This is a genomic window from Streptomyces sp. NPDC102283 (assembly GCF_044766265.1).
Taxonomy (GTDB): domain Bacteria; phylum Actinomycetota; class Actinomycetes; order Streptomycetales; family Streptomycetaceae; genus Streptomyces.
In genome coordinates this window covers 80,659-105,384 of record NZ_JBIWLQ010000017.1, presented here as the reverse complement: position 1 = coordinate 105,384, position 24,726 = coordinate 80,659, and the positions used below count along the sequence as shown (strand labels likewise).

The 24,726-nt window shown below is 72.6% G+C and carries 20 protein-coding genes and 2 pseudogenes; 9 read left to right on the top strand and 13 right to left on the bottom strand.

Annotated features, from left to right (window positions below; all coding sequences use genetic code 11):
• Nucleotides 1-228 precede the first annotated feature (228 nt).
• A complete protein-coding gene (gene gcl / locus ACIRJT_RS29105) occupies nucleotides 229-2,013 on the bottom strand; it encodes a glyoxylate carboligase (protein ID WP_403914747.1) in 1,785 nt (594 codons plus the stop codon).
• Between the two features lie 260 nt (nucleotides 2,014-2,273).
• Here gcl and ACIRJT_RS29100 point away from each other — a divergent pair, with 260 nt between their 5' ends.
• From ACIRJT_RS29100 to ACIRJT_RS29090, 3 genes are all read left to right on the top strand, one after another.
• Entirely contained in the window at nucleotides 2,274-2,984 is a 711-nt protein-coding gene (locus tag ACIRJT_RS29100) for a hypothetical protein (protein ID WP_403914744.1), read from the top strand.
• Nucleotides 2,985-3,112: 128 nt separating this feature from the next.
• Nucleotides 3,113-3,742, top strand: a complete 630-nt coding sequence (locus ACIRJT_RS29095; protein ID WP_403914742.1) for a GNAT family N-acetyltransferase — start codon at nucleotides 3,113-3,115, stop codon at nucleotides 3,740-3,742.
• A 9-nt stretch (nucleotides 3,743-3,751) separates the two neighbouring features.
• Nucleotides 3,752-3,949, top strand: a complete 198-nt coding sequence (locus tag ACIRJT_RS29090) for a hypothetical protein (protein ID WP_403914740.1) — start codon at nucleotides 3,752-3,754, stop codon at nucleotides 3,947-3,949.
• Here ACIRJT_RS29090 and ACIRJT_RS29085 read toward each other — a convergent pair.
• Together ACIRJT_RS29085 and ACIRJT_RS29080 are read right to left on the bottom strand one after the other, a co-directional pair.
• Nucleotides 3,933-5,582, bottom strand: a complete 1,650-nt coding sequence (locus ACIRJT_RS29085; RefSeq protein ID WP_403914738.1) for an AMP-binding protein — start codon at nucleotides 5,580-5,582, stop codon at nucleotides 3,933-3,935. The genes ACIRJT_RS29090 and ACIRJT_RS29085 overlap by 17 nt on opposite strands.
• Nucleotides 5,579-7,255: an AMP-binding protein gene (locus ACIRJT_RS29080; RefSeq protein WP_403914735.1), complete on the bottom strand. Its 1,677-nt coding sequence runs from the start codon at nucleotides 7,253-7,255 to the stop codon at nucleotides 5,579-5,581. The genes ACIRJT_RS29085 and ACIRJT_RS29080 overlap by 4 nt, the downstream gene beginning before the upstream one ends.
• Before the next feature lie 130 nt (nucleotides 7,256-7,385).
• Between ACIRJT_RS29080 and ACIRJT_RS29075 the strand changes: the two genes are divergently transcribed.
• Nucleotides 7,386-8,228: a response regulator transcription factor gene (locus ACIRJT_RS29075; RefSeq protein ID WP_403914732.1), complete on the top strand. Its 843-nt coding sequence runs from the start codon at nucleotides 7,386-7,388 to the stop codon at nucleotides 8,226-8,228.
• A 27-nt stretch (nucleotides 8,229-8,255) separates the two neighbouring features.
• Here ACIRJT_RS29075 and ACIRJT_RS29070 read toward each other — a convergent pair whose 3' ends face one another.
• Nucleotides 8,256-9,407, bottom strand: coding sequence for a winged helix DNA-binding domain-containing protein (locus ACIRJT_RS29070; RefSeq protein WP_403914729.1), 1,152 nt, complete (start codon nucleotides 9,405-9,407; stop codon nucleotides 8,256-8,258).
• 120 nt (nucleotides 9,408-9,527) lie between these two features.
• Here ACIRJT_RS29070 and ACIRJT_RS29065 point away from each other — a divergent pair, with 120 nt between their 5' ends.
• Complete coding sequence (locus tag ACIRJT_RS29065; protein WP_403914727.1) at nucleotides 9,528-10,409, top strand: DMT family transporter; 882 nt, start codon at nucleotides 9,528-9,530, stop codon at nucleotides 10,407-10,409.
• A 9-nt stretch (nucleotides 10,410-10,418) separates the two neighbouring features.
• Here the strand turns inward: ACIRJT_RS29065 and ACIRJT_RS29060 are convergent, their stop codons facing one another.
• Together ACIRJT_RS29060 and ACIRJT_RS29055 are read right to left on the bottom strand one after the other, a co-directional pair.
• A complete protein-coding gene (locus ACIRJT_RS29060; RefSeq protein WP_403914724.1) occupies nucleotides 10,419-11,456 on the bottom strand; it encodes a glutathione S-transferase family protein in 1,038 nt (345 codons plus the stop codon).
• On the bottom strand, nucleotides 11,453-12,952 hold the full coding sequence (locus ACIRJT_RS29055; protein ID WP_403914721.1) for an MFS transporter: 1,500 nt from the start codon (nucleotides 12,950-12,952) through the stop codon (nucleotides 11,453-11,455). Before ACIRJT_RS29055 ends, ACIRJT_RS29060 begins: the two co-directional genes overlap by 4 nt.
• Before the next feature lie 128 nt (nucleotides 12,953-13,080).
• Here ACIRJT_RS29055 and ACIRJT_RS29050 point away from each other — a divergent pair, with 128 nt between their 5' ends.
• Nucleotides 13,081-13,476, top strand: coding sequence for a VOC family protein (locus tag ACIRJT_RS29050; protein ID WP_403914718.1), 396 nt, complete (start codon nucleotides 13,081-13,083; stop codon nucleotides 13,474-13,476).
• Nucleotides 13,477-13,679: 203 nt separating this feature from the next.
• A complete protein-coding gene (locus tag ACIRJT_RS29045) occupies nucleotides 13,680-14,759 on the top strand; it encodes a glycoside hydrolase family 5 protein (RefSeq protein ID WP_403914715.1) in 1,080 nt (359 codons plus the stop codon).
• Between the two features lie 401 nt (nucleotides 14,760-15,160).
• Here the strand turns inward: ACIRJT_RS29045 and ACIRJT_RS29040 are convergent.
• Nucleotides 15,161-16,096 (bottom strand): annotated as a pseudogene (locus ACIRJT_RS29040) (NtaA/DmoA family FMN-dependent monooxygenase); the annotation flags it as partial.
• A 70-nt stretch (nucleotides 16,097-16,166) separates the two neighbouring features.
• Nucleotides 16,167-16,919 (bottom strand): annotated as a pseudogene (locus tag ACIRJT_RS29035) (ROK family protein); the annotation flags it as partial.
• Between the two features lie 874 nt (nucleotides 16,920-17,793).
• On the opposite strand from ACIRJT_RS29035, the gene ACIRJT_RS29030 reads away from it, so the two are divergent.
• Nucleotides 17,794-20,202 (top strand): endonuclease/exonuclease/phosphatase family protein, encoded by a 2,409-nt coding sequence (locus ACIRJT_RS29030; RefSeq protein ID WP_403914713.1) that lies wholly within the window; start codon nucleotides 17,794-17,796, stop codon nucleotides 20,200-20,202.
• A gap of 65 nt (nucleotides 20,203-20,267) precedes the next feature.
• Here ACIRJT_RS29030 and ACIRJT_RS29025 read toward each other — a convergent pair whose 3' ends face one another.
• From ACIRJT_RS29025 to ACIRJT_RS29015, 3 genes are read right to left on the bottom strand one after another with little or no spacing between them, the layout of a single operon-like run.
• Nucleotides 20,268-21,176, bottom strand: coding sequence for an alpha/beta fold hydrolase (locus tag ACIRJT_RS29025; RefSeq protein WP_403914710.1), 909 nt, complete (start codon nucleotides 21,174-21,176; stop codon nucleotides 20,268-20,270).
• 22 nt (nucleotides 21,177-21,198) lie between these two features.
• Nucleotides 21,199-22,464 (bottom strand): beta-ketoacyl-[acyl-carrier-protein] synthase family protein, encoded by a 1,266-nt coding sequence (locus tag ACIRJT_RS29020; RefSeq protein ID WP_403914707.1) that lies wholly within the window; start codon nucleotides 22,462-22,464, stop codon nucleotides 21,199-21,201.
• On the bottom strand, nucleotides 22,461-22,694 hold the full coding sequence (locus ACIRJT_RS29015) for an acyl carrier protein (protein WP_403914705.1): 234 nt from the start codon (nucleotides 22,692-22,694) through the stop codon (nucleotides 22,461-22,463). Before ACIRJT_RS29015 ends, ACIRJT_RS29020 begins: the two co-directional genes overlap by 4 nt.
• A gap of 242 nt (nucleotides 22,695-22,936) precedes the next feature.
• Here ACIRJT_RS29015 and ACIRJT_RS29010 point away from each other — a divergent pair, with 242 nt between their 5' ends.
• Nucleotides 22,937-23,383 carry a nitroreductase family deazaflavin-dependent oxidoreductase gene (locus ACIRJT_RS29010; RefSeq protein ID WP_403914702.1) on the top strand — a complete coding sequence of 149 codons (447 nt, stop codon included), beginning with the start codon at nucleotides 22,937-22,939 and terminating at the stop codon, nucleotides 23,381-23,383.
• A 123-nt stretch (nucleotides 23,384-23,506) separates the two neighbouring features.
• On the opposite strand, the gene ACIRJT_RS29005 is transcribed toward ACIRJT_RS29010, so the two are convergent.
• Nucleotides 23,507-24,064, bottom strand: coding sequence for a hypothetical protein (locus ACIRJT_RS29005; protein ID WP_403914699.1), 558 nt, complete (start codon nucleotides 24,062-24,064; stop codon nucleotides 23,507-23,509).
• Nucleotides 24,061-24,663: a TetR/AcrR family transcriptional regulator gene (locus tag ACIRJT_RS29000; RefSeq protein WP_403914697.1), complete on the bottom strand. Its 603-nt coding sequence runs from the start codon at nucleotides 24,661-24,663 to the stop codon at nucleotides 24,061-24,063. Before ACIRJT_RS29000 ends, ACIRJT_RS29005 begins: the two co-directional genes overlap by 4 nt.
• Nucleotides 24,664-24,726: the final 63 nt, after the last annotated feature.

Below are 24,726 nucleotides of genomic sequence, written 5' to 3'. Positions count from 1 at the left end.
CCGGCGGATCCCATCGGCAGGTGGCCGCTGTCCGTTCGCCGGGAGCGGCGGAGCGCCCGCGGGGAGGGGTGCTCGTGGGCCATCTCCGTGCCGCGCAATCATGGCCCGAAGACGCGTCCCTCGTTCGAGTGGTGAGGCTCTCCGCGACCGAGGGAGGGCATGGCGAGGGCCCCTGCCCCGGAGGTTCGCTCCGGGGCAGGGGCCCCTCGCCGTGGGCGGGTCGATCCGTCAGGACGCCGTCAGGGGGCGGATCGCGGTGGGCGCGTGGGAGGCGTCCGTGGCGATGTCCTCGAACTCGTTGACCGACGCGATGTCGCTGCCGCTCATCGCGATGTTCGTGACCCGCTCCAGGATCGCCTCGACGACCACCGGCACCCGGAACTCCGCGGCGAGCTTCTTCGCCTCCTCGAAGGCCGGCAGCAGCTGGTCCGGCTCGGTGACCCGGATCGCCTTGCAGCCCAGGCCCTCGACGACCTTGACGTGGTCCACGCCGTAGACGCCCAGCTCCGGGGAGTTGATGTTCTCGAACTCCAGGTTGACCTGGAAGTCGATGTCGAAGTTGCGCTGCGCCTGGCGGATGAGCCCCAGGTAGGAGTTGTTCACCAGGACGTGGACGTACGGGATGCGGTGCTGCGCGCCGACGGCCAGCTCCTCCAGCATGAACTGGAAGTCGTAGTCGCCGGAGAGGGCGACGACCGTGCCCTCCGGGTCCGCGGTGGCGACGCCCAGCGCGGCCGGGATCGTCCAGCCGAGGGGGCCCGCCTGGCCGCAGTTGATCCAGTGGCGCGGCTTGTAGACGTGCAGCATCTGCGCGCCGGCGATCTGGGAGAGCCCGATCGTGGTGACGTAACGGGTCTCGGGGCCGAACGCCCGGTTCATCTCCTCGTACACGCGCTGCGGCTTCAGCGGCACGTTGTCGAAGTGGGTCTTGCGCTGGAGGGTCGCCCTGCGCTCCTGTGTGGAGGCGGCCCATGCCGAACGGTCCTTCAGCTCGCCCGCGGCCTTCAGCTCGCGCGCCACCTCGACGAAGAGCGTCAGCGCGGCCTTGGCGTCGGAGGCGATGCCGAGGTCCGGGGCGAAGATCCTGCCGAGCTGGGTGGGCTCGATGTCCACGTGGACGAAGGTGCGGCCCTGGGTGTAGACGCCGATCTCGCCGGTGTGGCGGTTGGCCCAGCGGTTGCCGATGCCGAGGACGAAGTCGGACTCCAGGAAGTTCGCGTTGCCGTAGCGGTGCGAGGTCTGGAGGCCCACCATGCCGGCGTTCAGCTCGTGGTCGTCGGGGAGGATGCCCCAGCCCATCAGGGTCGGGATGACCGGGACGCCGGTCAGCTCGGCGAACTCCACCAGGAGTTCGGACGCGTCGGCGTTGATGATGCCGCCGCCCGCGACGAGCAGCGGGCGCTCCGAGGCGTTCAGCATCTGGATCGCGCGCTCGATCTGCTTGCGGGAGGCCGCGGGCTTGTGCACCGGGAGGGGCTCGTACAGCTCGGGGTCGAACTCGATCTCGGTGAGCTGGACGTTGATCGGCAGGTCGATGAGGACCGGGCCGGGCCGGCCGGTGCGCATCAGGTGGAAGGCCTGCTGGAAGACGCCGGGGACCTGCGCGGCCTCCAGGACGGTCGTCGCCGCCTTGGTGACCGGCCCCGCGATCGACGCGATGTCGACAGCCTGGAACGACTCCTTGTGGAGCGCGTCCGTCGGTGCCTGGCCGGTGATGCACAGGATCGGGATGGAGTCGGCGATGGCGGAGTACAGACCGGTGATCATGTCGGTGCCCGCCGGGCCCGACGTGCCGATGCAGACGCCGATGTTGCCGGCCCGGGCCCGGGTGTAGCCCTCGGCCATGTGCGAGGCGCCCTCGACGTGCCGGGCCAGTGTGTGCTGCACCCCGCCGGAGGCCTTGAGGGCCGCGTAGAAGGGGTTGATCGCCGCACCCGGCACACCGAACGCGTTGCTGACGCCTTCGCGCTTGAGGATCTCAACTGCCGCTCGGGCAGCGGTCATACGAGGCATTGAGTGCTCCTGCTCGGGATTGGTGGAGTCGGGCTCTGTCGCGCCACCTGAGAGCACCAATTCCGCATTACGGAAATTCAGTTCTGCTATACGGAAGCAATCTAAAACGTGGGACGATCCCCGTCAAGGGCGCACACGACCGCCCGCCCCCACGAAGTCCGCCGACCCCCTCCCCAGAGCCTCGCTCCTGGTGGACGATGGCGTGACGAGGGAGGCACGGAGCGCAGTCGTCCGCACAACCGTGCCGGAGGGAGACGATCGTGGAGTCCGTGCCGGTACGGTGCCCTGTCTGCAACCGGGACCACGCCTACAGCACACCGGCCTATCCCTGCCCGTGCGGGACGCCCACCGCCCCGCCGCTGCTGCGCGACGCCCCGGCGGTCCTGGTCGCCCACCGCAGCTGGAACGACGCGTGGGTCACCGTCCGCTGCACCTCCTGCGCCCGGGAGAACCAGTGGCCCCAACCCGAGCTGTGCTGCCCGTGCGGGACCGTCCTGCGGATACCGGTACGCCCGGCGGCCGCCGCACCGGCCCCGGCCGCGCCGGTCTCCCCCGCCCACATCCCGCTGCCGCGCACCGCCGCGCACCCGCGCCCGGCCTTCCGGCCGATGACGATCCGCACGGGCCAGGACGCGGTGAGCGCGGCCGGTCTCTATCTGACCTGGCTGGGCTACCTCGACGTCGGCAGGCCCGGAGCCGGCCCGGCCTCCGGGATCGACCTGCGGGCGGACGGGCTGATCGCGCGGGTCGACTCCCACACCCGGCCGACGACGCTGCGCGCGGTCGAGACCCTCTGGCTCAACGCGCTCGGCGCGTCGGCGACCGGGGTGTTCTTCTCCCTCGCGGGATACGCGGCCGACGCCCGGGCCCGTGCGGACGGCGTCGGGCTCCCGCTCTTCGTCATGGATCTCACCGGGACCCCGCAGCCGGTGAACGGACCCGCGGACGAGCTGGTGAGCACGGGCGCCTGAACGTCGACGACCGCGAAAAGCCCTCGGGGGCTCCGGGAAGCGTCTCCCGGGGCCGTCCGGCCATCCGCCGGACATCCTGATCCGGCCGGCGCGTACCGGTCCGCCGTCCGGCGCGGCACACTGAGTACATGCGTATCCGCTCCGCCAGACGCTCGGATCTCCCGCTGCTCCAGGACATCGAGCGCGCCGCAGGGGAACCGTTCCGGGACCTGGGCATGGCCTTCGTGGCCGACGACGATCCGCCCCCGCTCGACCTGCTGGAGCGCTACCGGCTGGCAGGCCGCTGCTGGGTGGCCACCGACCCTCTCCCCGCCACCGGCGACCGGCCGCTCGGCTACGTGCTCGCCGACCCCGTCGACGACGCCCTGCACATCGAGCAGGTCTCGGTCGACCCCGCGGCCGCCCGCCGGGGCATCGGCCGGGACCTGATCGCCCACCTCGCCGCCCTGGCCGCGACCCGGGGCCTGGCGGCGCTCACCCTGACCACCTTCACCGATGTGCCGTGGAACGCCCCGTACTACGCCCGTATCGGCTTCCGGATCCTGGCCGAACGCGAACTCACCGACGGGCTGCGTGCGATCCGGACCGAGGAGGCCCAGCACGGTCTCGACCGTTGGCCCCGGGTCTGCATGCGGCGCGAACTGGCGCCCGCCGCCCGGCCGTCGGGCGCAGCGGGGGCCGTGAGGATTCCGCGTATGCCGGACACCTCGGGGGCCCCGGACACCGCGGAAGCCGTTGCTGTCAGTGGCAGCCCGTAAGCTGTGCGCATGGCTTTACTCCCCGACAGCTCTTTCCCCGCAGACCGCCCCGCGCCCGCCGCCGAGCAGACCAACGAGGCCATCCGCGCCCTCGTCGACGCCTCCGGGCAGGACTGGTCCGCGGTGGAGGCCGCGACGTACGAGGTGCTGCTCATCGAATGGGCGGCGGCGACCCGGGGCGACCACGACATCATCGAAGCCGCCTGACCCGCCCCGTCGCGCGCCCTTCCGCCCGGTCCGCATATGCCTCGCGCAGTTCGATCTTGCGGACCTTCCCGCTCACCGTCATCGGGAAGGCCTCCAGGATCCGCAGCCCGCGCGGGATCTTGTAGTGCGCGAGCCGCTCCCGGCAGTATGCGGCGATCTCCTCCAGGGTGGGCGGGTCGGCGGGGTCCCGCGGGATCACGCAGGCCAGGATCTCCTCGCCGTAGCGCTCGTCCGGCACCCCGACCACCTGGACGTCGGCGACCTTCGGATGCCCGTACAGGAACTCCTCGATCTCGCGTGGGTACACGTTCTCGCCACCCCGGATGATCATGTCCTTGATCCGGCCGACGACCTGGACGTAACCGTCCTCGCGCATCACCGCGAGGTCCCCCGTGCGCATCCACCGCCCGGCGTCGACGACTTCGGCGGTGCGGTCGGGCTGGTCCCAGTAGCCGAGCATCACGCTGTAGCCGCGGGTGCGCAGTTCGCCGGCGCTGCCGCGCGGCAGCGTGACGCCGGTGACCGGGTCGACGACCTTGACCTCGATGTGCGGCAGCACGCGTCCCACCGTGCCGGTGCGGCGATCCAGGTCGTCGTCGCGGCGGGTCTGGGTGGAGACCGGGGACGTCTCCGTCATCCCGTAGCAGATGGACACCTCGGCCATGTGCATCTCGGCGACGACCCGCTTCATCACCTCGGCCGGGCAGGGAGAACCGGCCATGATGCCGGTGCGCAGCGAGGAGAGGTCGTACGCGGCGAAGTCCGGCAGATTCAGTTCGGCGATGAACATGGTGGGCACGCCGTACAACGAGGTGCAGCGCTCCTGCTGGACGGCGGTCAGCACGGCGGCGGGCTCGAAGGACGGGCCCGGAATCACCACGCAGGCGCCGTGCGAGGTGCTGGCGAGGTTGCCCATCACCATGCCGAAGCAGTGGTAGAAGGGGACCGGGAGGCAGACCCGGTCGGCCTGCGTGTACGCGATCGTCTCCCCCACGAAATAGCCGTTGTTGAGGATGTTGTGGTGGGAGAGCGTCGCCCCCTTGGGGAAGCCCGTGGTGCCCGAGGTGTACTGGATGTTGATCGGGTCGTCGCAGGACAGCTCCGCCTCGCGGGCGGCCAGTCTCTCCCGGGTGACGGCGGGCGCGGCGGCGGTCAGCTCGTCCCAGGACGGGTCGCCGATGTAGTGGACGGCGCGCAGGTCCGGGCAGTCGGCGCGGACCTGTTCGACGAGGGCGCGGTAGTCGCTGGTGCGGTGGGAGAGGGAGGCGACCAGCAGGCAGACGCCGGCCTGCCGGAGGACGAACTCCACCTCATGGGCGCGGTAGGCGGGGTTGATGGTGACCATGACGGCCCCGATCCGGGCCGTGGCGTACTGGACGAGCACCCACTCGGGGCAGTTGACCGCCCAGATGCCGACCCGGTCGCCCTTCGCCACCCCCGACGCCATCAGGGCACGGGCCACCATGTCGACGTCCGCGACGAGTTCGGTGTACGTCCAGCGTCGGCCCGAGGCCATGTCGACCAGCGCCTCGCGGTCGCCGTGCACCGCGGCCGTCCGGTCGAGGTTGCGGCCGATGGTGTCGCCGAGCAGGGTGGTGGAGCCGACGCCGTGCGCGTAGGACAGGCTGCTCACGTGAGGTCTCCCTCGTCGAACTCGGCGCCGGAGCCCAGGGCGGTGCGTTCACGCAGTTCGATGCGGCGGATCTTGCCCGACACGGTCTTGGGCAGCTCCGCGAACTCCAGCCTGCGGATGCGCTTGTACGGGGGGAGGACCGCCCGGGAGTGCTCGAAGAGGACCTTCGCGGTGTCGGGCCCCGGCTCCCAGCCCTCCGCGAGAACGACATACGCCTTCGGGACGGAGAGGCGGAGCGGGTCGGGGGCGGGCACGACGGCGGCCTCGGCGACCGCCTCGTGCTCCAGCAGGGCGCTCTCCAGCTCGAACGGCGAGATCTTGTAGTCGGAGGCCTTGAAGACGTCGTCGGCGCGGCCCACATAGGTGATGTAGCCGTCGGCGTCGCGTGCGCCGATGTCCCCGGTGCGGTAGTAGCCGCCCGCCATCGCCTCGGCGGTGCGGTCCGGGTCGCCGTGGTAGCCGGTCATCAGGCCGACGGGGCGGTCGGCCAGATCGAGGGAGATCTCGCCCTCGGCCGCCCCGGGCTGACCGCTGACCGGGTCGAGCAGTTCGACGGTGAAGCCGGGGCTCGGTCGGCCCGTGGAGCCGGTCTTGAGGAGCTGGCCGGGGGTGTTGGCGACCTGGACGGCGGTCTCCGTCTGGCCGAACCCGTCCCGGATGGTGACGCCCCACTCCCGCCGGACCGTCTCGATGACCTCCGGGTTCAGCGGTTCACCGGCCGCGACGACCTCGCGCGGCGGCACCTTCAGCCGGCTCAGGTCGGCCTGGATGAGCATGCGCCAGACGGTCGGCGGGGCGCAGAAGCTCGTGACGCCCGAGCGGTCCATCTCCGCCATCAGACGGCCCGCGTCGAAGCGGGTGTAGTTGAAGATGAAGACGGTGGCCTCGGCGGTCCACGGGGCGAAGAGGTTCGACCAGGCGTGCTTGGCCCAGCCGGGCGAGGAGATGTTCAGATGGACGTCGCCCGGCCTGAGCCCGATCCAGTACATCGTCGACAAGTGGCCCACGGGGTAGGACACATGGGTGTGCTCGACCAGCTTGGGGCTCGCGGTGGTGCCGGAGGTGAAGTAGAGCATCAGGGGCTCGTCGGCGTCCGTCTCCCGGCCCGGTGTGAACGTGGCGGACGCCTCGGCCACTCCCGCGTACGGCAGCCAGCCCGCCACCTCCTCGCCCACCGCGATCCGGGTGTAGTCCCCGGGGACCTCGTCGAACTTCGCGGTGTCCGCGTCCCGCACCAGCACATGGCGCACCCGCCCGCGCTCCACCCGGTCGCGCAGGTCGGCGGGGCCGAGCAGCGGGGTGGCGGGGATGACGACGGCGCGGAGCTTCATCGCGGCGAGGGCGGTCTCCCACAGCTCGACCTGGTTGCCGAGCATCACGAGGACGCGGTCGCCCTCCCGTACGCCCTGGCCCTTCAGCCAGTTGGCGGCCCGGTCGGAGCGCTCCGACATCGCCGCGAAGGACACCTCGGTGCGCCGGCCGTCCTCCTCCACGATGTGCAGGGCGGTGCGGTCGTTGTTCTCGGCGATGACGTCGAACCAGTCCAGGGCCCAGTTGAAGTGGTCCGCCCGGGGCCAGCGGAAGCCGGCGTAGGCCCGCTCGTAGTCCTCGCGGTGCTCCAGCAGGAAGTCCCGGGCTGCCCGGAACGTCTCGGTAGCGCTGGTTGCCGACATGTGCCCTCCTCATTACGGACCGGTCGCCTGACATCATGTAAACAGTGACCCAGGTCTCACCACCCCCGGACGGGGGTGGTCCGCTCCCCCGTGCGGGGGAGCGGCACGGACCGGGCGGGAGGACGTCGGAGTGCCGGAACCGGTCGATGCGGTCGAGATGCAGGCCGCGCTGTTGAGACTGCGCCGCACGAGCGGGCTCCCCGTGGTCTTCGGCGGCCTCCTGTCCGACGCGCGCCATGCGCGGATCGCCGAGCTGAACGGGGCGCAGACCAGCGCGTTGCGCGGGCTCGTCATCTCCGCCGGGAGCGGCCTGGGCGGCAAGGCCATCGCGCTGTCCCGGCCCTGCGCGGTGACGGACTACGCCTCCGCGCGCCACATCAGCCACGAGTACGACGCGGCGGTGGCGGCGGAGGGGCTGCGCTCGGTCGTCGCGGTCCCCGTCGTCGTACGGCGTGCGGTGCGGGGCGTGCTGTACGGGGCGCTGCGCACGCCGGTCACACTGGGCGACCGGACGTTCGACGCGATGGTGGCGGCGGCCCGTGACGTGGAGCAGTCGCTCGCGGTACGGGACGAGGTGCGGCAGTTGCTGGCGGCCGGCCGGGAGCAGGTGACCGATCCGGACACGGCGCCCGGCGCCTGGGAGGATGTGCGCGAGGCCCACCGCGAACTGCGCGCGCTGGCCCCGAGGGTCGCCGATCCGGCACTGCGCGACGAGCTGCTGGACGTCTGCGGGCGGCTGGCCTCGGCGGCGGGCGCCAAGGCGCCGGCGGCCCGGGAGGTCAGCCTCGCACCGCGCGAGGTGGATGTGGTGGCGTGTGTGGCGGCGGGCGCGACGAACGCGGCGGCCGCCGAGCGGCTGGGGCTGCGGCCGGAGACGGTGAAGGGCTATCTGCGGTCCGCGATGCGGAAGTTGGGGGCGCACACGCGGCTGGAGGCCGTGGTGGCGGCCCGCCGGGCGGGGCTGCTGCCCTGACCTGCGGGCCACGGGGCCGCGGAGGTCTCAGTCGCCGTGGTCCAGGAACGTGCCGAACCGGATGTCGTGGTCGGTCGCGTCCGTCATCACGGTCAGCATCCGCGCCGCCTCCTCGGTGATCTCCGCGCGCTCGGCGCGGAGGAGGCTCCGCAGCGGCTGGACGGTCAGGATCGCGGCGCCCCTCTCGCGTTCGACGCGCCAGACGGCGTCGAAGAACCCGTCGATCAGCACGGACCCGTAACTCTGGTTGCCCACCCCGTTGCGCCCCTTGTTGACCGGGGCGATCACGCGGGTGCGGTCGGCGTGGCCGAGCAGGAGGTTGTCGAACTCGGGCAGGAAGCGCGGCGGGGCCGGGGTGTCGGGGTCGGGTCGCGGGGCGTCCGGGAGGTCGAAGAGCTCGACGCCCTTGTCGTCCCGGAAGGTGAGCAGCCGGGGCCTGAGGCGTTCGAAGACCTCCTTCGTGCGGGTGAGCCCCGCCCATGACTGGAAGTCCATCACCGAGGCGGGGCCGAACGCGCCGAGGTAGCGCAGCACGGTGGCGTCGGGTGCGGGCGCGGGTCGGGCGGACCGGCCCAGCCAGTGCTCCACGGTGGTCAGGGCGACCTGTCCGCCGCGTCCCCACAGCCCGCGCGGGGTGACCTGGACCAGCGGCAGCAGGCAGCGGGCGGCGACGGTGAGCGCGAGGGGGTCGGCGCTGGGCCAGTGCGCGAGGAGTTCCTCCCGCAGTTCCCCGACCGGGCGCGGGCGCTCCACGACCAACTCCTCGGCCACCGCCGCGAGCCGGTCCAGGTCCACTCCTTCCAGCCCGCGCCGGAAGCTCTTCAGCTCCCGTTCGCGCGCCGCCTGCACCAGAGGGCGCAGGGTGAGCGCGTCGTCCGCCGTGTGGGTGTGGAGGGTGGAGCGGAGGGTGACGATCCGGACCACCTCGCGGGTCTCCATCAGTGCGGACAGCTCTTCGGGGTCGAAGTCCGCGAGCCGGGCGTACAGCTGGAAGTACGGGGGCTTGGTGTTCTGGGCCTGGAGCCCGAGGAGGTGGGCGACCGCGTCCTTCGCGGACATCTCCGACCGGCGCAGCAGGAGCTGGCGGTCCAGGGTCGCCCGGTTCAGCGCCCGGGTGGACAGGCCGGTGGGGTGTGCGGCGGTGGGATGTGCGGCGCTGCGGTGCGTCTTCGCTGCCATGGTCCGCACGCTACCGCCCCTTGCGGACAGTTACGGTCCGCAAGGGCGGCGGGACGCGCGTTACGCCCACCGGACCCGTGCGCCGAGCGCCCCGGCCGGGGCCGGCTCCATGATGAACCGGTGATCAGTGTCCTGTTCGCCGTCCTCACCGCGCTCAGCAACGCTTCCGCCTCGGTGCTCCAGCGCCGGGCGGCGATGCGGGTGCCCGACAGCGAGGCGATGCGGCTCTCCCTGATCGGTCATCTGCTGCGGCAGAAGGTGTGGCTGGCGGGGATCGGGCTGGTGGTCGTGGCGGCAGTCTGCCAGGCGGTCGCCCTGGCCACCGGGCCGATCGCGGTGGTCCAGCCGATCTTCGTGATCGAGCTTCCGGCGACGCTGCTGATCGCCGGGTTCGTGATGCGGGTCCGGGCGGACCGGGCCGTCCGGTACGGCGTCGCGGCCGTCACGGTCGGCCTCGCGCTCGGCATGGCGTCGGCCGCGCCGGTCGGGGGCAGCGACACGGTGCGGGACGCGGCGTGGATTCCGGCCCTGGTGCTGACGGGGCTGTTCGAGGCGGTGCTGATCGGCGCTGCGCTGCGGACGCGCGGCAGTCCGCGGGCTGCCCTGCTGGGGCTGGCCGCCGCGTGCGGCTACGCGCTGACGGCCGCTCTGATGAAGGACGCGATGGCGAACCTCGACGACGGCGGCGCTCCGGCGCTGCTGGCGTCCTGGCAGCTGTACGCGACGGCGGCGGCCGGGGTGGGCGCGCTGTTCCTGCTCCAGAACGCCCTTCAGGCGGGCAGTCTGGTGGCCGTGCAGCCGATGCTGACCCTGGGGGACGCGCTGATCAGCATCCTGTACGGGGTGACGTTGTTCGGCGAGGAGTTGCGGACCGGCTGGTGGCTGCTGCCGGAGCTGGCGGCGCTGGCCCTGATCGCGGCGGGGTGCGTGCGGCTGGCCCGTACACCGCTGGCGGCGGGCACGCTCGCGCCGCCGCCGCCATCGTCGTCCGCACCCGGGTGAACGCCCGGGTCAGGCGGCGGTCACGGGGGTGACCCGCTCGCCCGGGGGCACGGGGCCCGGGGGTGTGCCGTCGCCGAACGGGCGGCCGCCGAGCTGTTCGCGGTGGTGCGGAGCGGTCCAGCCGGAGAGGTCGGGGCCGACGGGGACGATGCCGGTGGGGTTGATGCCCGTGTGCACCTGGTAGTAGTGCCGCTTGATGTGGTCGAAGTCGACCGTGTCGCCGAATCCGGGTGTCTGGTAGAGGTCGCGGACGTAACCCCACAGGACGGGGTGCTCGGTCAGCTTCGTACGGTTGCACTTGAAGTGGCCGTGGTAGACGGCGTCGAAGCGGACCAGGGTGGTGAAGAGGCGGATGTCGGCCTCGGTGATGGTGTCGCCGACCAGGTAGCGGCGGTCCGTGAGGCGGGCGGAGACCAGGTCGAGTCGGCGGAACAGGGAGGCGTACGCCTGCTCGTACTCCTCCTGGGAGCTGGCGAATCCCGCGCGGTACACGCCGTTGTTGATGTCCCGGTAGACGCCCTCCATGACCTCGTCGATCTCGTCGCGCAGCGGTTCGGGGTAGAGGTCGGGGGCGCCGGGCCGGTGCAGGGCGGTCCATTCGGTGGCGAGGTCGAGGGTGATCCGCTGGTAGTCGTTGGTGACCAGCTTCCCGCTCGCTACGTCCACGATCGCGGGCACGCTGACACCGCCGGGATAGCCGCGCTCCCGGGCGTCGTAGGCCTCGCTCACATAACGGATGCCGAGGACCGGGTCCTTGCCGCCGGGATCGAGGGTGAAGCGCCAGCTGCGGTCGTCCTGGATCGGGTCGGCGACGGCCAGCGACAGCGCGTCCTCCAGGCCGAGGAGCCGCCGGGAGACCAGCGCGCGGCTCGCCCAGGGGCAGGCGCGGCTGACGACGAGCCGGTAGCGGTCCGGCTCCACGGGCCAGCCGTCGCGTCCGTCGGCGGTGATCCGGTCGGCGAAGTGGCTCCGGGACCGCTTGAACGGCTTGTGGCCGTAGGAGGTGTTGCCGTCGCTCCCGGCGCTGTCCGCTGTCGTGTCGTTCATACCGTGCTCCTCGATGCGTCGCTCGGTGTGCGTGCTGTCCGTCGTCTGCCCCGCCGGTCGGCGCCCACGTCGGCCAGCGCCACGATCAGGGCGGCGAGCACGAAGGCGACGGACACGACGAGCCCGTGGTCGTAGGCGTCGGCCCAGCCGTCCGGGCCGACCTGGGCGAAGAACACCGCGCCGACGGCGGCGATCCCGATCGCGGAGCCGACCCGCTGGCCGGTCTGCAGGGTGCCCCCGGCGCTTCCGGCCCGGTTCACCGGTACCTCCGCGAGGGTCAGGGTCTGGTTCGGGGCGATGACCAGGCCGCTGCCGAGACCGGCGAGCAGCAGCGGGGCGGCCATCGCCCAGCCCGCACCGGTGCTGGGGACCAGGTGGACGGCGAGGGCGGTACCGGCGAGGCCGAGCGCGACCATGGCCAGGCCCGCCACCACGAGGGGGCGGCCGAAGCGCCCGACGAGCCGGCCGCCGATGGACGCGGCGGCACCGGAGCCGAGGGCGAAGGGGGTGATGGCGAGTCCGGCCACGAGGGCGGAGTAGCCCAGACCGGACTGGAGGTAGAGGGTCGTGACGAAGAAGATCGAGGTGAAGCCGGCGAAGTAGAGCAGGATCAGCAGGCAGCCCAGCCAGTAGGAGCGCAGCCGGAACAACGACAGATCCAGGACCGGGTGGGTGCGTCCGCCCGCGCACCGCGACTCCCAGGCCACGAACGCGGCGAGCAGGGCCCCGGCCAGGACGAGGAGCAGCCACTTTCCGTTTCCCGGCCACTGCTGGGCCTGGACGAACGGCAGCAGCAGCGCGAGCACCCCGGCCCCGAGCAGGACGACGCCCACCGGGTCCAGGTCGCGTGGCCTCACCCGGCCGGCGGACGGGGTGTCCGGGAGCAGCCGGTGCGCGAGCAGGAGGCAGACGGCGCCGAGCGGCAGGTTCACGTAGAAGACCCAGCGCCAGCCGTGGTCGGGTCCGGCGGCCTGGATGAGCAGGCCGCCGAGCAGCGGGCCCACGGCCGTGGAGATGCCGACGACGGTGCCGAACATGCCGAAGGCCCGGCCGCGCTCGCGCCCGGAGAACATCTGCTGGATCAGGGCGGAGATCTGCGGGGAGATCAGACCACCCGCGATGCCCTGCACGAGTCGGGCGATCACCAGCCACATGCTGGACTGGGCGGCCCCGCAGGCTGCGGAGGCCAGGGTGAAGAGGGCGAGGCCCGCCATGAAGACCGCCCGGCGGCCCCGCGCGTCGCCCAGGCGTCCGGCGGGGATGAGGAAGAGCCCGAAGGCGAGTGCGTAGCCGGAGAGCACCCACTGGAGGTCGGACTCGGGAGTGTTCAGGCCGTCCCTGATCGAGGGGAGGGCCACGTTGACGATGGAGACGTCCAGCAGGGTCATGAAGCCCGCCACCAGGCAGACGGCCAGTGCCCGCCAACGCCGGGGGTCGGGTCCGTCCGGGGCGGCGTCGCCCCCGGACGGCCCGGGATGCGCAGCGCTCCGTGCCATGGTTCGCACCTTAGGTCGCGTGGGGTGTTTCCTCACCCGGGACGCGTCCGCACCGGTGGCCCGGGTTCCGGTTTTCCGGACGGGCCCGGTACGGCGTGGCAGCGCCCGGCGGGGGTAATGGTTCCCGCATGACTGTGGAGAAAACGAGCGTCCTCGTCCTTGACTGCGCCGAACCCATGGAGCTGGCCGAGTTCTACGCCGGTCTGCTCGACGCGGAGATACGGATCGGCACCGACCCCGATTTCGTCGAGATCGTCGGCAACGACGGCGTCCGGCTGGCGATCCGCCGCGACCACGGCTACGCCCCGCCGAGCTGGCCGCGCCCGGAGGACTCGCAACAGGCGCATCTGCGGATCCTGGTCGCCTCCGAGAACATCGACGAGGCCGAGCGGGAGGCGATCGGGCTGGGGGCCCGGCCCGTCGACACCGGCGACAGCAACAGCGGCCCCCGGGACGTGAGGGTGTACGGGGACCCGGCGGGCCACTCGTTCTCGCTGGCGGTCTACCCGCTGCCACAGGGCTGAGCCGCCCGGGAGGGCCGGGCGGGACACCGGCATACCGGTGCACAAGGACGGGCGCGTGGCGGAAGGGTCCCAACAGGCCCTTCCGCCACGCGTGTTAATAGACAGGAAAGTTTCCCAACACTGTTGACGGCAATTGAAAGGAAGCTTTACTTTCAGTCCTGCCGACATGGCGCCTCCCACCCCCCTCCGAAGGGAGCACCACCATGCACCAGCGCACCACTCCCCCCACCGGCACCGCCGTCGCGACCGGGCGCCGCAGAATGGCCCGCAAGGCCCTGCTCGCCGCGTCCGCGCTCGGTGTCGTCACCGCACTGATGGCCCCGGTCCGGGCGGGAGCCGCCCCGGCCCCCGCCTCCCCCTCCGCCGCCACCCCGCTCGCCGCCAACGGACAGCTCTCCGTCTGCGGCCGCCAGCTCTGCAACGACTCCGGCCAGGCCGTCGCCCTCAACGGAATGAGCACGCACGGCACCCAGTGGTACGCCCAGTGCGTCACGGACGGATCGCTCGACGCCCTGGCCCAGGACTGGCGCGCCGACGTGCTGCGCGTCTCCACCTACGTACAGGAGGGCGGGTACGAGACCGACCCGGCCGGATTCACCGCCCGTGCGCAGAAGTTCGTCGACGCGGCGCACGCACGCGGCATGTACGCGGTCATCGACTGGCACATGCTCTCCCCGGGCGACCCGAACGCGAACCTGTCACGGGCGAAGACCTTCTTCACGGCGATGGCGAAGAAGTACAAGAACCACCCGGGCGTGCTCTACGAGATCGCCAACGAGCCGTCGGGCGTGAGCTGGTCGGGCATCAAGTCGTACGCGGAGCAGATCATCCCGGTGATCCGGGCCCAGGACCCCGACGCGGTGGTGCTCGTCGGAACGCGCGCCTGGTCCTCCTTCGGGGTGTCCGAGGGCTCCGACGAGAAGGAGGTCGTGAACAACCCCGTCCGCGCCTCGAACATCATGTACACCTTCCACTTCTACGCGGCCTCGCACCGCGAGGAGTATCTGAGCGCGCTCGACCGGGCCTCCGACAAACTGCCCGTGTTCGTCACCGAGTTCGGCACGCAGAACTACGCGGGCGAGGGCGCCAACGACTTCGCCATGTCGCAGCGCTACCTCGACCTGATGAAGCGCAAGAAGATCTCGTGGACCAACTGGAACTACTCCGACGACCACCGTTCCGGGGCCGTCTTCAAGACCGGCACCTGCAACGGGACCAACTGGACGGGGACCGGGGTCCTGAAGGAGGCCGGGGTCTGGATCCGCGACCGCATCCGCCAGTGACCCCGGCCCGCTCCCCGCGCCGTCGGGCCGAACGGCGGCGCAGGGAGGCGTCGGTGACGACCGTCGGGGTGTAGCCGGCAGCGAGCGCCGACAGGTTGACGCCGGGCGGGGCGATCTCGTCGATCCGGTCGAGAACGTCCCGGCCGAGCCTCACCTTGGCGGCGCCGAGCCGGCTCTCCGGTTGCCCGACGGTCCGCGGCCCGATGATCGCCGAGGTGACGGCCGGGTGCTCCAGCACGAGGAACAGGGCGAGTTGGACCAGGGTGCGTCGGACCGGGGTGAGACCGGCCTCCTCGGCGAGGACGGCGAGGAGACGTCCGCGGTGTCGATGACGTTGATGCCCGCGTCCAGTGCGTGGCGCATGGTCCGGACGCCGGTGCGGCCGGGGGTGCGGTACTCGGTCATGCGGCACTCTCCTCGACGAGCTGCTCCGGGGTTACGACCGAGTCGAAGAGGCGGTTGGCGGGGCGCGGCAGGCCGTAGTGCTCGCGGAGGGTGGACCCGGTGTACTCGGTGCGGAACAGGCCGCGTTCCTGGAGGATCGGGACCACCCGGCCGACGAAGATCTCCAGGCCCGAGGGGAGCACCGCGGGCATGATGTTGAATCCGTCGGCGGCCCCGCTGTCGTACCAGTGCTCGATGGTGTCGGCGACCTGCTCGGCGGTGCCGGCGAAGGTGCGGTGGCCGCGTCCGCCGCCGAGCCGCCCGATGAGCTGCCGTACGGTCAGGTGCTCGCGGCGGGCCAGCTCCACGATGAGGGTGTAGCGGCTCTTGGCGCCCTCGATCTCGTCCTCGGTCGGGATGTCATCGGGGAGTTCGGCGTCGAGGTCGAGGTCGTCCGGGGCGATCCGCAGGCGCAGGGCGAGCTGCCGCTTGGCGTACTCGGGGACGATGAGGCGGTCCAGCTCGGCGTCCAGCTCGTGCGCCTCGGCTTCGGTGTCGCCGATGACGGGGACGATGCCCGGCAGGATCTTGATGGAGTCGGGGTCCCGGCCCAGGGCCACCGACCGCGCCTTGACGTCCCTGTAGAAGGCGACGCCCTCCTCCAGGGTCTGCTGCGCGGTGAACACGGCCTCGGCGTACCGGGCGGCGAAGTCCTTGCCGTCCTCGCTGGACCCGGCCTGCACGAGCAGGGGGTATCCCTGCGGCGGGCGCTGGACGTTGAGGGGCCCGTCGACGCGGAAGAACTCGCCCCGGTGGTCGATGGCCCGGACTCGTTCGGCGAGCGCGTGGACGCCCTTCTCCTTGTCGGCGACGACGGCGTCGTCCGCCCAGCTGTCCCACAGCTTGGTGGACACCTCCACGAACTCGGCGGCGCGGCGGTAGCGCTCGTGGTGGGGCCCAGGAGCGCCTCGCCACCTCCGCCCGCAGGGCCGCCAGGCACTCCGGGATGCGGCCCGCCCCCGGTTCGACGACCACGAGGACCTCCGGGTCGAACAAGTCCAGCAGCAGGGCCGCCGCCCGGCCGACGAGCAGGGCGCGGCGGCGAAAGAGCCCGAGGGCCCGCTCGTCCCCGGCCAGGGCTCCGTCGAGCAGTTCGGCGAACGAGCCGACGAACAGGCCCTGTTCGGCGGCCCGGCGCACCATGGCCCGCTCCGAGACCTCTGACTGGAGGCAGCCGGCACGGCCGCACGAGCAGGGCTCGGCCCCACCCGATCCGCCTGACCCCAACGGCAGATGGGCCACGCTGCCCGTGCCGGAGCGAGGTCCCAGGTGCATGTTCCCCGAGCTGGCGAACGCTGCGTCCACCACCGCCCCGACGAAGAGGAGGACCGTGCTGACCCGGGTCGAGGCCGCGCCGAACAGCTGCTCGGCGCGGGCCAACGCCCGTGAGTGGCTGTCCACATGGACCGGGAGGCCGGTGGCGGTTTCGAGGATCTCGCGCACCGGCATGTTCCGCCAGCCCAGGTGCGGATGCTCGACGACGACTCCGGCGGCGGGGTCCACCCGGTGCCCCGTGGCGAAGCCGAGGGCGAGCACGGTCCGGCCGGCGGCGTGCGACCCGACGAGGCGGGACAGCCGGTCGGCGAGGTCGCGCAGCAGGGCCGGCCCGCTGGAGAGGCCGCGCGGGGACCGGCCGGGGACGGTGGCGTAGGGCCCCGTCGCCCCGAGTGCGTGCGGTTGCCGGTCCTCGGCGACGATCCGGCCGCGCAGATCCATCAGCGAGACGGTGGAGTGCGCGACGGCGACGTGGGCCCCGGCGACCAGATAGCGGCCGGTGTCGATCTCGACGGGGATGTGGGGACGGCCGAGCCCCGTGGGCCCGGCGGTCTCCGCGCCCTCCCGCACGAGCCCGCGCGCCAGCAGCTGTCCGACGTGGCCGGTGACCGCCGCCGGGGAGAGGCCGGTGAGCCGGGCGACGTTGGACCGGGCGACGGGCCCGTGGTCGAGGATCGCGCCCAGCACGGAACCGGTGCCGGACACCCGGCGGGCGGGACCTGCCGCCGGGATGTCCGAGCGGCGCAGCGGGACAGGGCGGCGGGCGGGCACGGACGGACGCTTCACAGGTGTCTCCACAGGTCCTCGATGGCAGCGGGCCGTGCGGGAAGGCGTCCGGAGGGGGCCTCGCGTCGAGGTCCGTCCGGCGCCGGGCCGGAGCGCGTTCGGCATCTCCCGTGGAACGGTCCCCCCGGGTGCGCACAGCGGAGGGGCTCCGGCGGCGGTCGCGCCGGGGCAGGTCGCGTTCAGGCCCGGTGACACGCCGCGGAGCACACACGCTTCAGGTCGACATGACCCCGCGTCGTCAGGTGTGCGGATCGCTGCATGGCGCGCAACGTAGCCGGAACGGCGGAACCCGGTCAAACTGCTGACCGTATGGTGGACGGCCGTCTCGTCAGGGCGTGTTGCCCATCATTGCCGCACGTGACAGGCGTGTGGCGGGCGTGCGAAGCGTGGGCCGGGCGAGCCCTGTGGGGCGCGTAGGCCCGCCCTCCATCCGGACGACGCCGGGAATTAACCGATGATGCCTTGTCACGCCCTGTTCTACGCGCATAGCTTTTGCCCCTACTACTCAGTTCAGTTGGGGGCACCTCCCGTGCAGATACACAGATCCGGTTCCGTTCTGCTGACCGGCGCCGTCGCCGCCGCTCTCGCGGTGACCGCCCTGCCCGCCGCCCAGGCGGCCCCGTCCGCCACCGCTGTCATCTCCGAGGTGTACGGCGGCGGGGGCAACTCCGGCGCAACGCTGACCCGGGACTTCGTCGAGCTGGCCAACGCCGGCGCCACGCCCTTCGAGGTCGGCGGCCTCAGCGTCCAGTACCTGCCGGGCAGCCCGTCGGCCGGCTCGCAGTGGCAGGTCTCCGGGCTGTCCGGGTCGATCGCGCCCGGCGGCCGCTACCTGGTCGCGCAGGCCGCGGGGACCGGCGGAACCGTCGCGCTGCCCACCGCCGACGCCACCGGCACGGTCGCCATGGCGGCGGGGAGCGGCACCGTCGCCCTGGTCTCCGGAACGACCCCGCTCACCTGCAAGTCGGCGGCGGACTGCGCGGCGGACACCCGGATCGTCGACCTGGTCGGCTACGGCTCCGCGGTCGTCCGGGAGGGAAGCGGCCCGGTCCCCGGCGCGTCGGCCACCGCGTCCGTCGCACGGGCCGCCTCGCTCGCCGACACCGACGACAACGCGGCCGACCTCGCCGCGGGCGCCCCGACGCCGGTCAACGCCAAGGGCGAGACGTCCGGCGGCGGGCAGGAACCGGAGGAGCCCGGTCCCACCGAGCCCGGCGACGTACGGATCCACGACATCCAGGGCACCACCCGGGTCTCCCCGCTCGACGGCAAGGCGGTGACCGGCGTCCCGGGCGTCGTCACCGGGGTGCGGGCCAGTGGCTCGCGGGGCTTCTGGATCCAGGACACGGCCCCCGACGGCGACCCGCGCACCGGCGAGGGCCTGTTCGTCTACACCGGCTCCACCGCACCGGCCGTGAAGGTCGGCGACGCGGTCCTGGTCAGCGGCAAGGTCGCGGAGTACTACCCGGGCACCGGCACCCAGTCCCTCACCCAGATCACCGCGCCCCGCACCACCGTCCTGTCCTCCGGCAACGCGCTGCCCGCCCCGGTCGTCCTCGACGCCCGTTCGGTGCCCGGCCGTTACGTGCCCTCGGCGGACGGCGGGGCGATCGACGCGCTGCCGCTGGCCCCGTCCCGGTACGCCCTGGATCTGTACGAGGCGCTGGAGGGCTCCCGGGTGGAGTTCGCCGACACCCGGGTGACCGGGGCGACGACCGCGTACGACGAGATCTGGGTGACCGTGAAGCCGAGGGAGAACCCGACCCGGCGCGGCGGCACGCTCTACGCCTCGTACGAGGACCAGAACACCGGCCGCCTCAAGGTGATGTCGCTGGACCCGGCGCGGCCGGTCGCGACGGCGAACGTCGGGGACGTGCTGAAGGGCCGCACCACCGGCGTGCTCGACTACGCGAGCTACGGCGGCTACAACGTACAGGCCACCGAGCTGGGCACGGTGGTCGACAGGAAGCTGCGGCGCGAGGTGACCCGCGAGCAGAAGAAGAACGAGCTGGCGGTCGCCACGTACAACGTGGAGAACCTCGACGCGCGCGACGACCAGGCCAAGTTCGACACGCTGGCCGAGGGCGTCGCGGTCAACCTGTCCTCCCCCGACATCGTCTCGCTGGAGGAGATCCAGGACGACAACGGTGCGGCGAACGACGGCACGACGGGCTCCGGGGCGACGCTGAAGCGGTTCACCGACGCGATCGTCGCGAAGGGCGGGCCGCGCTACGCCTGGCGCTACATCGCCCCCGAGAACAACAAGGACGGCGGCGAGCCCGGCGGCAACATCCGCAACGTCTTCCTCTTCAACCCGCAGCGGGTCTCCTTCACCGACCGCGCGGGCGGCGACGCCACCACGCCGGTACGCGCCGTCGACACCTGGAAGGGCGTCGAGCTCTCCGCGTCGCCGGGCCGGATCAACCCGGCGAGCCCGGCGTGGGCGGACAGCCGCAAGCCGCTGGTGGGCGAGTTCGTCTTCCGCGGCAAGCCGGTCTTCGTCATCGGCAACCACTTCGCGTCCAAGGGCGGCGACCAGCCGCTGCACGGCCGCTACCAGGAGCCGACACGTTCCTCGGAGACGAAGCGGATCCAGCAGGCCGCCGAGGTCAACACCTTCGTCGCCGCGCTGCTGAAGGCGGACAGGTCGGCCAAGGTCGTCGCGCTCGGGGACTTCAACGACTTCGAGTTCTCCCCGACGATGAAGGCGCTGACCAAGGGCAGGGCGCTCAAGCCGCTGATCACGACGCTCCCCTCGTCGGAGCGGTACAGCTACGTCTTCGACGGGAACTCGCAGACGCTGGACCACATTCTGACGAGCCCCGGCATCCGGCGTCCCGACTACGACGTGGTGCACATCAACGCCGAGTTCGCCGACCAGGCGAGCGACCACGACCCGCAGGTGGTGCGGATCAAGGTCGGCGGCTTCTGGCGCTGAGGCACTGAGGCAGCCCCCTGGCGGGGCGGACCGGATCTCGGGTCCGCCCCGCCGGCGGGGACCGTTCAGGTCCGCCCGGCCGGGGCGCCCGCCTGGCGCGGCAGGGTGACGGCACCGGCCTCGTCGGTCACCGGCTCCCGCCCGATGAAGAACCGGGAGACCAGCGCGGCCACGTCGTCGGCCCGCTCCAGAACCACCCAGTGGTCGGACTCCCCGATCGTCAGGAACCGGCTGCCCCCGATCGTCGCGGCGAACTCCCGCTGCCGCGCGGGCGGCGTCACCGTGTCGTGCTCCCCCGCGAACACCAGCGCCGGTACGCCGGTGAGACCGCCGGAGAAGTCGGGCCGGTCGGCCAGCGCCCGGTACAGCGAGTCCGCTACGTGCGGCGAGTGGGTGGCCACGTGCAGGAAGGAGCGCCGCACATAGCGGCGGGCCAGCTCCCGGCGGTGTACGGCGCGTTCCGGGTCCAGGCACATCAGGGCGTCGGCAGCGGTCGCGGCGAACCCCTCGCGGTCGCCTGCGGCCAGCAGCTGCCTGGCGCGCTCCCAGGTGGCGACCTGGACCGCGTCGATGTGGAGCGGGACGCCGCCGAGGGCGAGGCGTGCCACCCGTTCCCGATGGCGGCGGGCGAAGCCGAAGGCGATGGCGGTGCCGTAGGAGAAGCCGAAGATGTTGAGCCGGGGCGCGCCGATGTCGTCGGCGATGCCGAGCACGGCCCGGCGCAGCAGGTCGGCGCTGGGGCCGGGCGGGAGCGGGTCGGCGCTGCCCATGCCGGGCAGGTCGGCGGTGACCACGTCGGTGGCAGGGCCCAGGTGGTCGTCCATCTGCGGCCAGCCGAACATGCCCTGGAGCGCACCGCCGAGGATGAGCGTCGGTTCGGTGGCCGGGGGCTCGCCGGGGTGCGCGCCCGGCAGGACGCGGTAGCTGTAGCGCACTCCGTCGACCGACAGGGGCCGGATGATCTCCTCGGGCATGTGCTCCTGCGTTCCCTTCCGTTCAGGTCCTGGTGAGGACGAGTGCCGCGTTGTGGCCGCCGAAGCCGAGCGAGGTCTTGACGGCGCAGTCGAAGGTGGCGCCGCGGGCTTCCTTGGCCACCACGTCGATCGTGATCTCCGGGTCGGGGGCGTCCAGGTTGACGGTGGGCGGTACCAGTTGGTGCTGGAGGGCGAGCACGGTGAGCGCGGTCTCGATGCCGCCCGCCGCGCCGAGGGTGTGGCCGGTCATCGCCTTGGTGGAGGTCACCAGGGGGCGCTCGCCGAGGACCCGGCGCAGCATCGTCGCCTCGATCAGGTCGTTGGAGAGCGTCGAGGTGCCGTGCGCGTTGACGTGCCCGACGTCGGCCGGGGAGAGGCCCGCGTCGGCGAGCGCGGTGCGCAGGGCGCGCTCGATGCCGAGGCCCTCGGGGTCGGGGGCGACCGGGGAGTGGGCGTCGCTGGACGCCCCGTAACCGCTCACCTGGGCGCGGACCGCGGCGCCCCGGGCGCGGGCATGGTCCGGGTGTTCCATGACGATCAGCCCGGCGCCCTCGCCGACGACGAAGCCGTCGCGGTGGGTGTCGAAGGGGCGGCAGGCGGCCGTGGGGTCCTCGCGGCGGGTGGAGGCGGCCTTGAGGCTGCAGGCGCTGGCGATCAGGAGGCGGGTGCAGGTGGATTCCGCGCCGCCCGCGATGACGATGTCGCAGGCTCCGGAGCGGAGCATCTGGTGGGCGGTTCCGATGGCGACGGTGCCGGAGGAGCAGGCGGTGGAGACGGCCTGGCTGGGCCCGTGGACGCCGAGGTCGAGGCTGACGCTGCTGGCCGCGCCGTTGACGACGCTGAGCGGGGCGAGCTTCGGGGAGACCCGGCGGGGTCCGCGCCCGGCGAGCGTGGCGTGCTGCTCGTCGTAGAAGGGCAGTCCGCCGTGGGCGGAGCCGATGACGACGCCGACGCGGCCGCTGTCCCAGACGGACGGGTCGAGTCCGGCGTCGGCGACGGCCTCGCGGGCGGCGATGACGGCGAGCTGGGCGAAGCGGTCCATCAGCCGCTGGGCGGCCACCCCGAGGACTGCTCCCGGGTCACAGTCGGTGACGGAGTAGAAGAAGTCGCAGGGCAGCCCGTCCAGTTCGGGTCGCGGGCCGGCGGAGGGCGCGAGGCCCTCGGTGACACCGTGCCAGGCGGCGTCCGCTCCCGTACCGGCCGCGGTGACCAGGCCGACGCCGGTGACGGCGGCGGCGAACGGGGCGAGCGGCGCCCGGCGGTAGGGCCGACCGGTGGCCGCGCTCATGCGGAGGCCTTCCCGTCCACGGCCTCGACGAGACGGTAGAAGGTGTCGCGCGAGGTGAGCGCGACGTCCTCCAGGTCCACGTCCAGCCGGTCCTCGATGTGCAGCCGCAGCTCTTCCAGCGCGAGGGAGTCCAGCCGCAGCCGGTGCAGCGGAACATCGGGGCGGATGGCCCCGGGGTCGGTTCCGAACTTCGCTACCAGCAGGGCGCTGATCTCTTCCGAAGTGCTCATTGGCGCTCCTGGGATCGGTGACGCGGTGACGCCGGCCGCGTGAGGGAGGTGAGGGAGGGGCCATCGGGGGACGCCGGCTGCTCCGGAAGGACCCTTTATACGCCTTCCCGGGCGGGTTCCCGGTCCGCGTTCCCCCGTGCGGTGGGAGGGCTGTCCAGGTGTACGAATCCTGGGTGCGGCTCGGGTGGATGCCAAGATGGGGGCGCAGCCCGTACGGGACGGCACGAGAGAAGGAGAAACCGATGACGGCCGAGCAGGACGGCGACGCGGAGGTCTCGTTGAGCCCCGCAGACTGGGTCGCCCGGCAGGCCGAGCTGTACGAGTCCTCCGGCGGCACGGAGGGCACCACCCAGCTGGGTGTGCCGTGCCTGCTGATGGACTACGTCGGCCGGCGCAGCGGGACGGTGCGGCGCACGGTGCTGATGTACGGGCGGGACGGCGAGGACTATCTGATCGTGGCGTCCAACGGCGGCTCGGACCGCCCGCCGCTGTGGTACCTCAACCTCCAGGCGAACCCGGAGGTCGAGCTCCGGGTGGACACCGAGCGGTTCGGGGCCCTCGCGGCGACGCTCCCGGTCGAGGAGAAGGCGCGCGTCTGGCCGGGGCTGGTGGAGCTGTTCCCGCGCTACGGGGAGTACCAGGCGGGCACCGAGCGGGACATTCCGGTCGTGCGGCTGACGCGGCGCTGAGTCGTCGGCCCGGGTCGGCCGGAGTCGGGCCGAGTCGAGTCGGGCCGGGCCTGCCCGGGCCGGCAGCAGTCGCCCCGGGCAGGCCCGGCGGCTCGGAGCGCCGGTCCGTGCCGAACGCCGGGTTCACCGCTCCGGGAGCAGGTGGGCCAGCAGGAGCTTGATCACCAGGACGGGGGCGAACCAGGCCAGCTCGCCGGGGACGGCCACCGAGGTCGTCGCGGCGGTGATCGCCAGGGCGGAGACGGCGAAGGCGACCGGCCGCCGGAGATCCGTGGGGGCGACCAGGACGCATGCCGCCCCGGCGAGCGTGAGGCCGTAGACGGCGCCGGCGGAGGTCCAGCCGAACCCCGGGACGAGCAGGGCGAGGGCGAACGGCTGGACGTGGGCGGCCACGAAGGCGAAGTGGTGCCGCCGGGTGCGCCCCGGTCGGTGGAACCGGCGCTTGGCGGACCGGGTGGCGTTGACGACCGTGCCGCCGAACAGGTCGAAGGCCACCACGGCGATCACGATCAGCGGCAGCCACGTGTGCTGGGCGCGCAGGGCGAGGACGGTCGCGAAGACGGTGCCGGCGAGCGCGCCCGCGTAACAGCCGACTCGCTCGCCCCGCTCCGCGTCCGGGGCCACCAGCCGCGCGTCGAGCCGACGGGCCGCCGTCGCCGTCGCACCCCCCGAGGCCCTCACTCCGCGCCCTCGCGGCGCAGCCCTTCGACGCACACGTCGAGGAGAGGCCCGGTCAGCTCCGCGACCGGCAGCGTGGGATCGACGATCCACTGCACCAGAAGGCCCTCGACCGCCCCGACGACGACGGCCGCGTGCCCTGCCCCCACCCCGGCGCGGCAGACCCCCTCGGCCTCGGCGGCGGCGAGCAGTTCGGCGATCGCCGTGCGGTACTCGCGGTACAGGGCCGGGACGTCCACCCCGGAGGCGGCTCCCTGCCGTCCGGCCGCCCACAGATCGATGAGGATCCGGGCGAGTTCGGGCTCGGCCACGACCATGTCCAGCACCGACCGCACCAGCCGGGCGAGCCGCTCCAGTCCGTCCCCCGGACCGGTACGGGCCTGGTGGACCACGGCCCGCGCATGGGATCTGTACTCCTCGAAGGCGGCCGTGAGCAAGGCGTCCCGGCCGTCGAAATGGAGATAGACGCTGCCCTTGGCCACGCCCGCCTCTTCGGCGATGTCCTCCACCCGGGTCGCGGCGAACCCCTGCCGGGCGAACATCCGCACGGCGGCCTTCAGGATCATGTCCCGGCGCGCCGCCGGGTCGACTCTCTTCGCCATGTCATGAGCCCCCTGTCGAATGACTGACCAGTCAGTCACAGTGTGGCACAGGACGACGCCAAC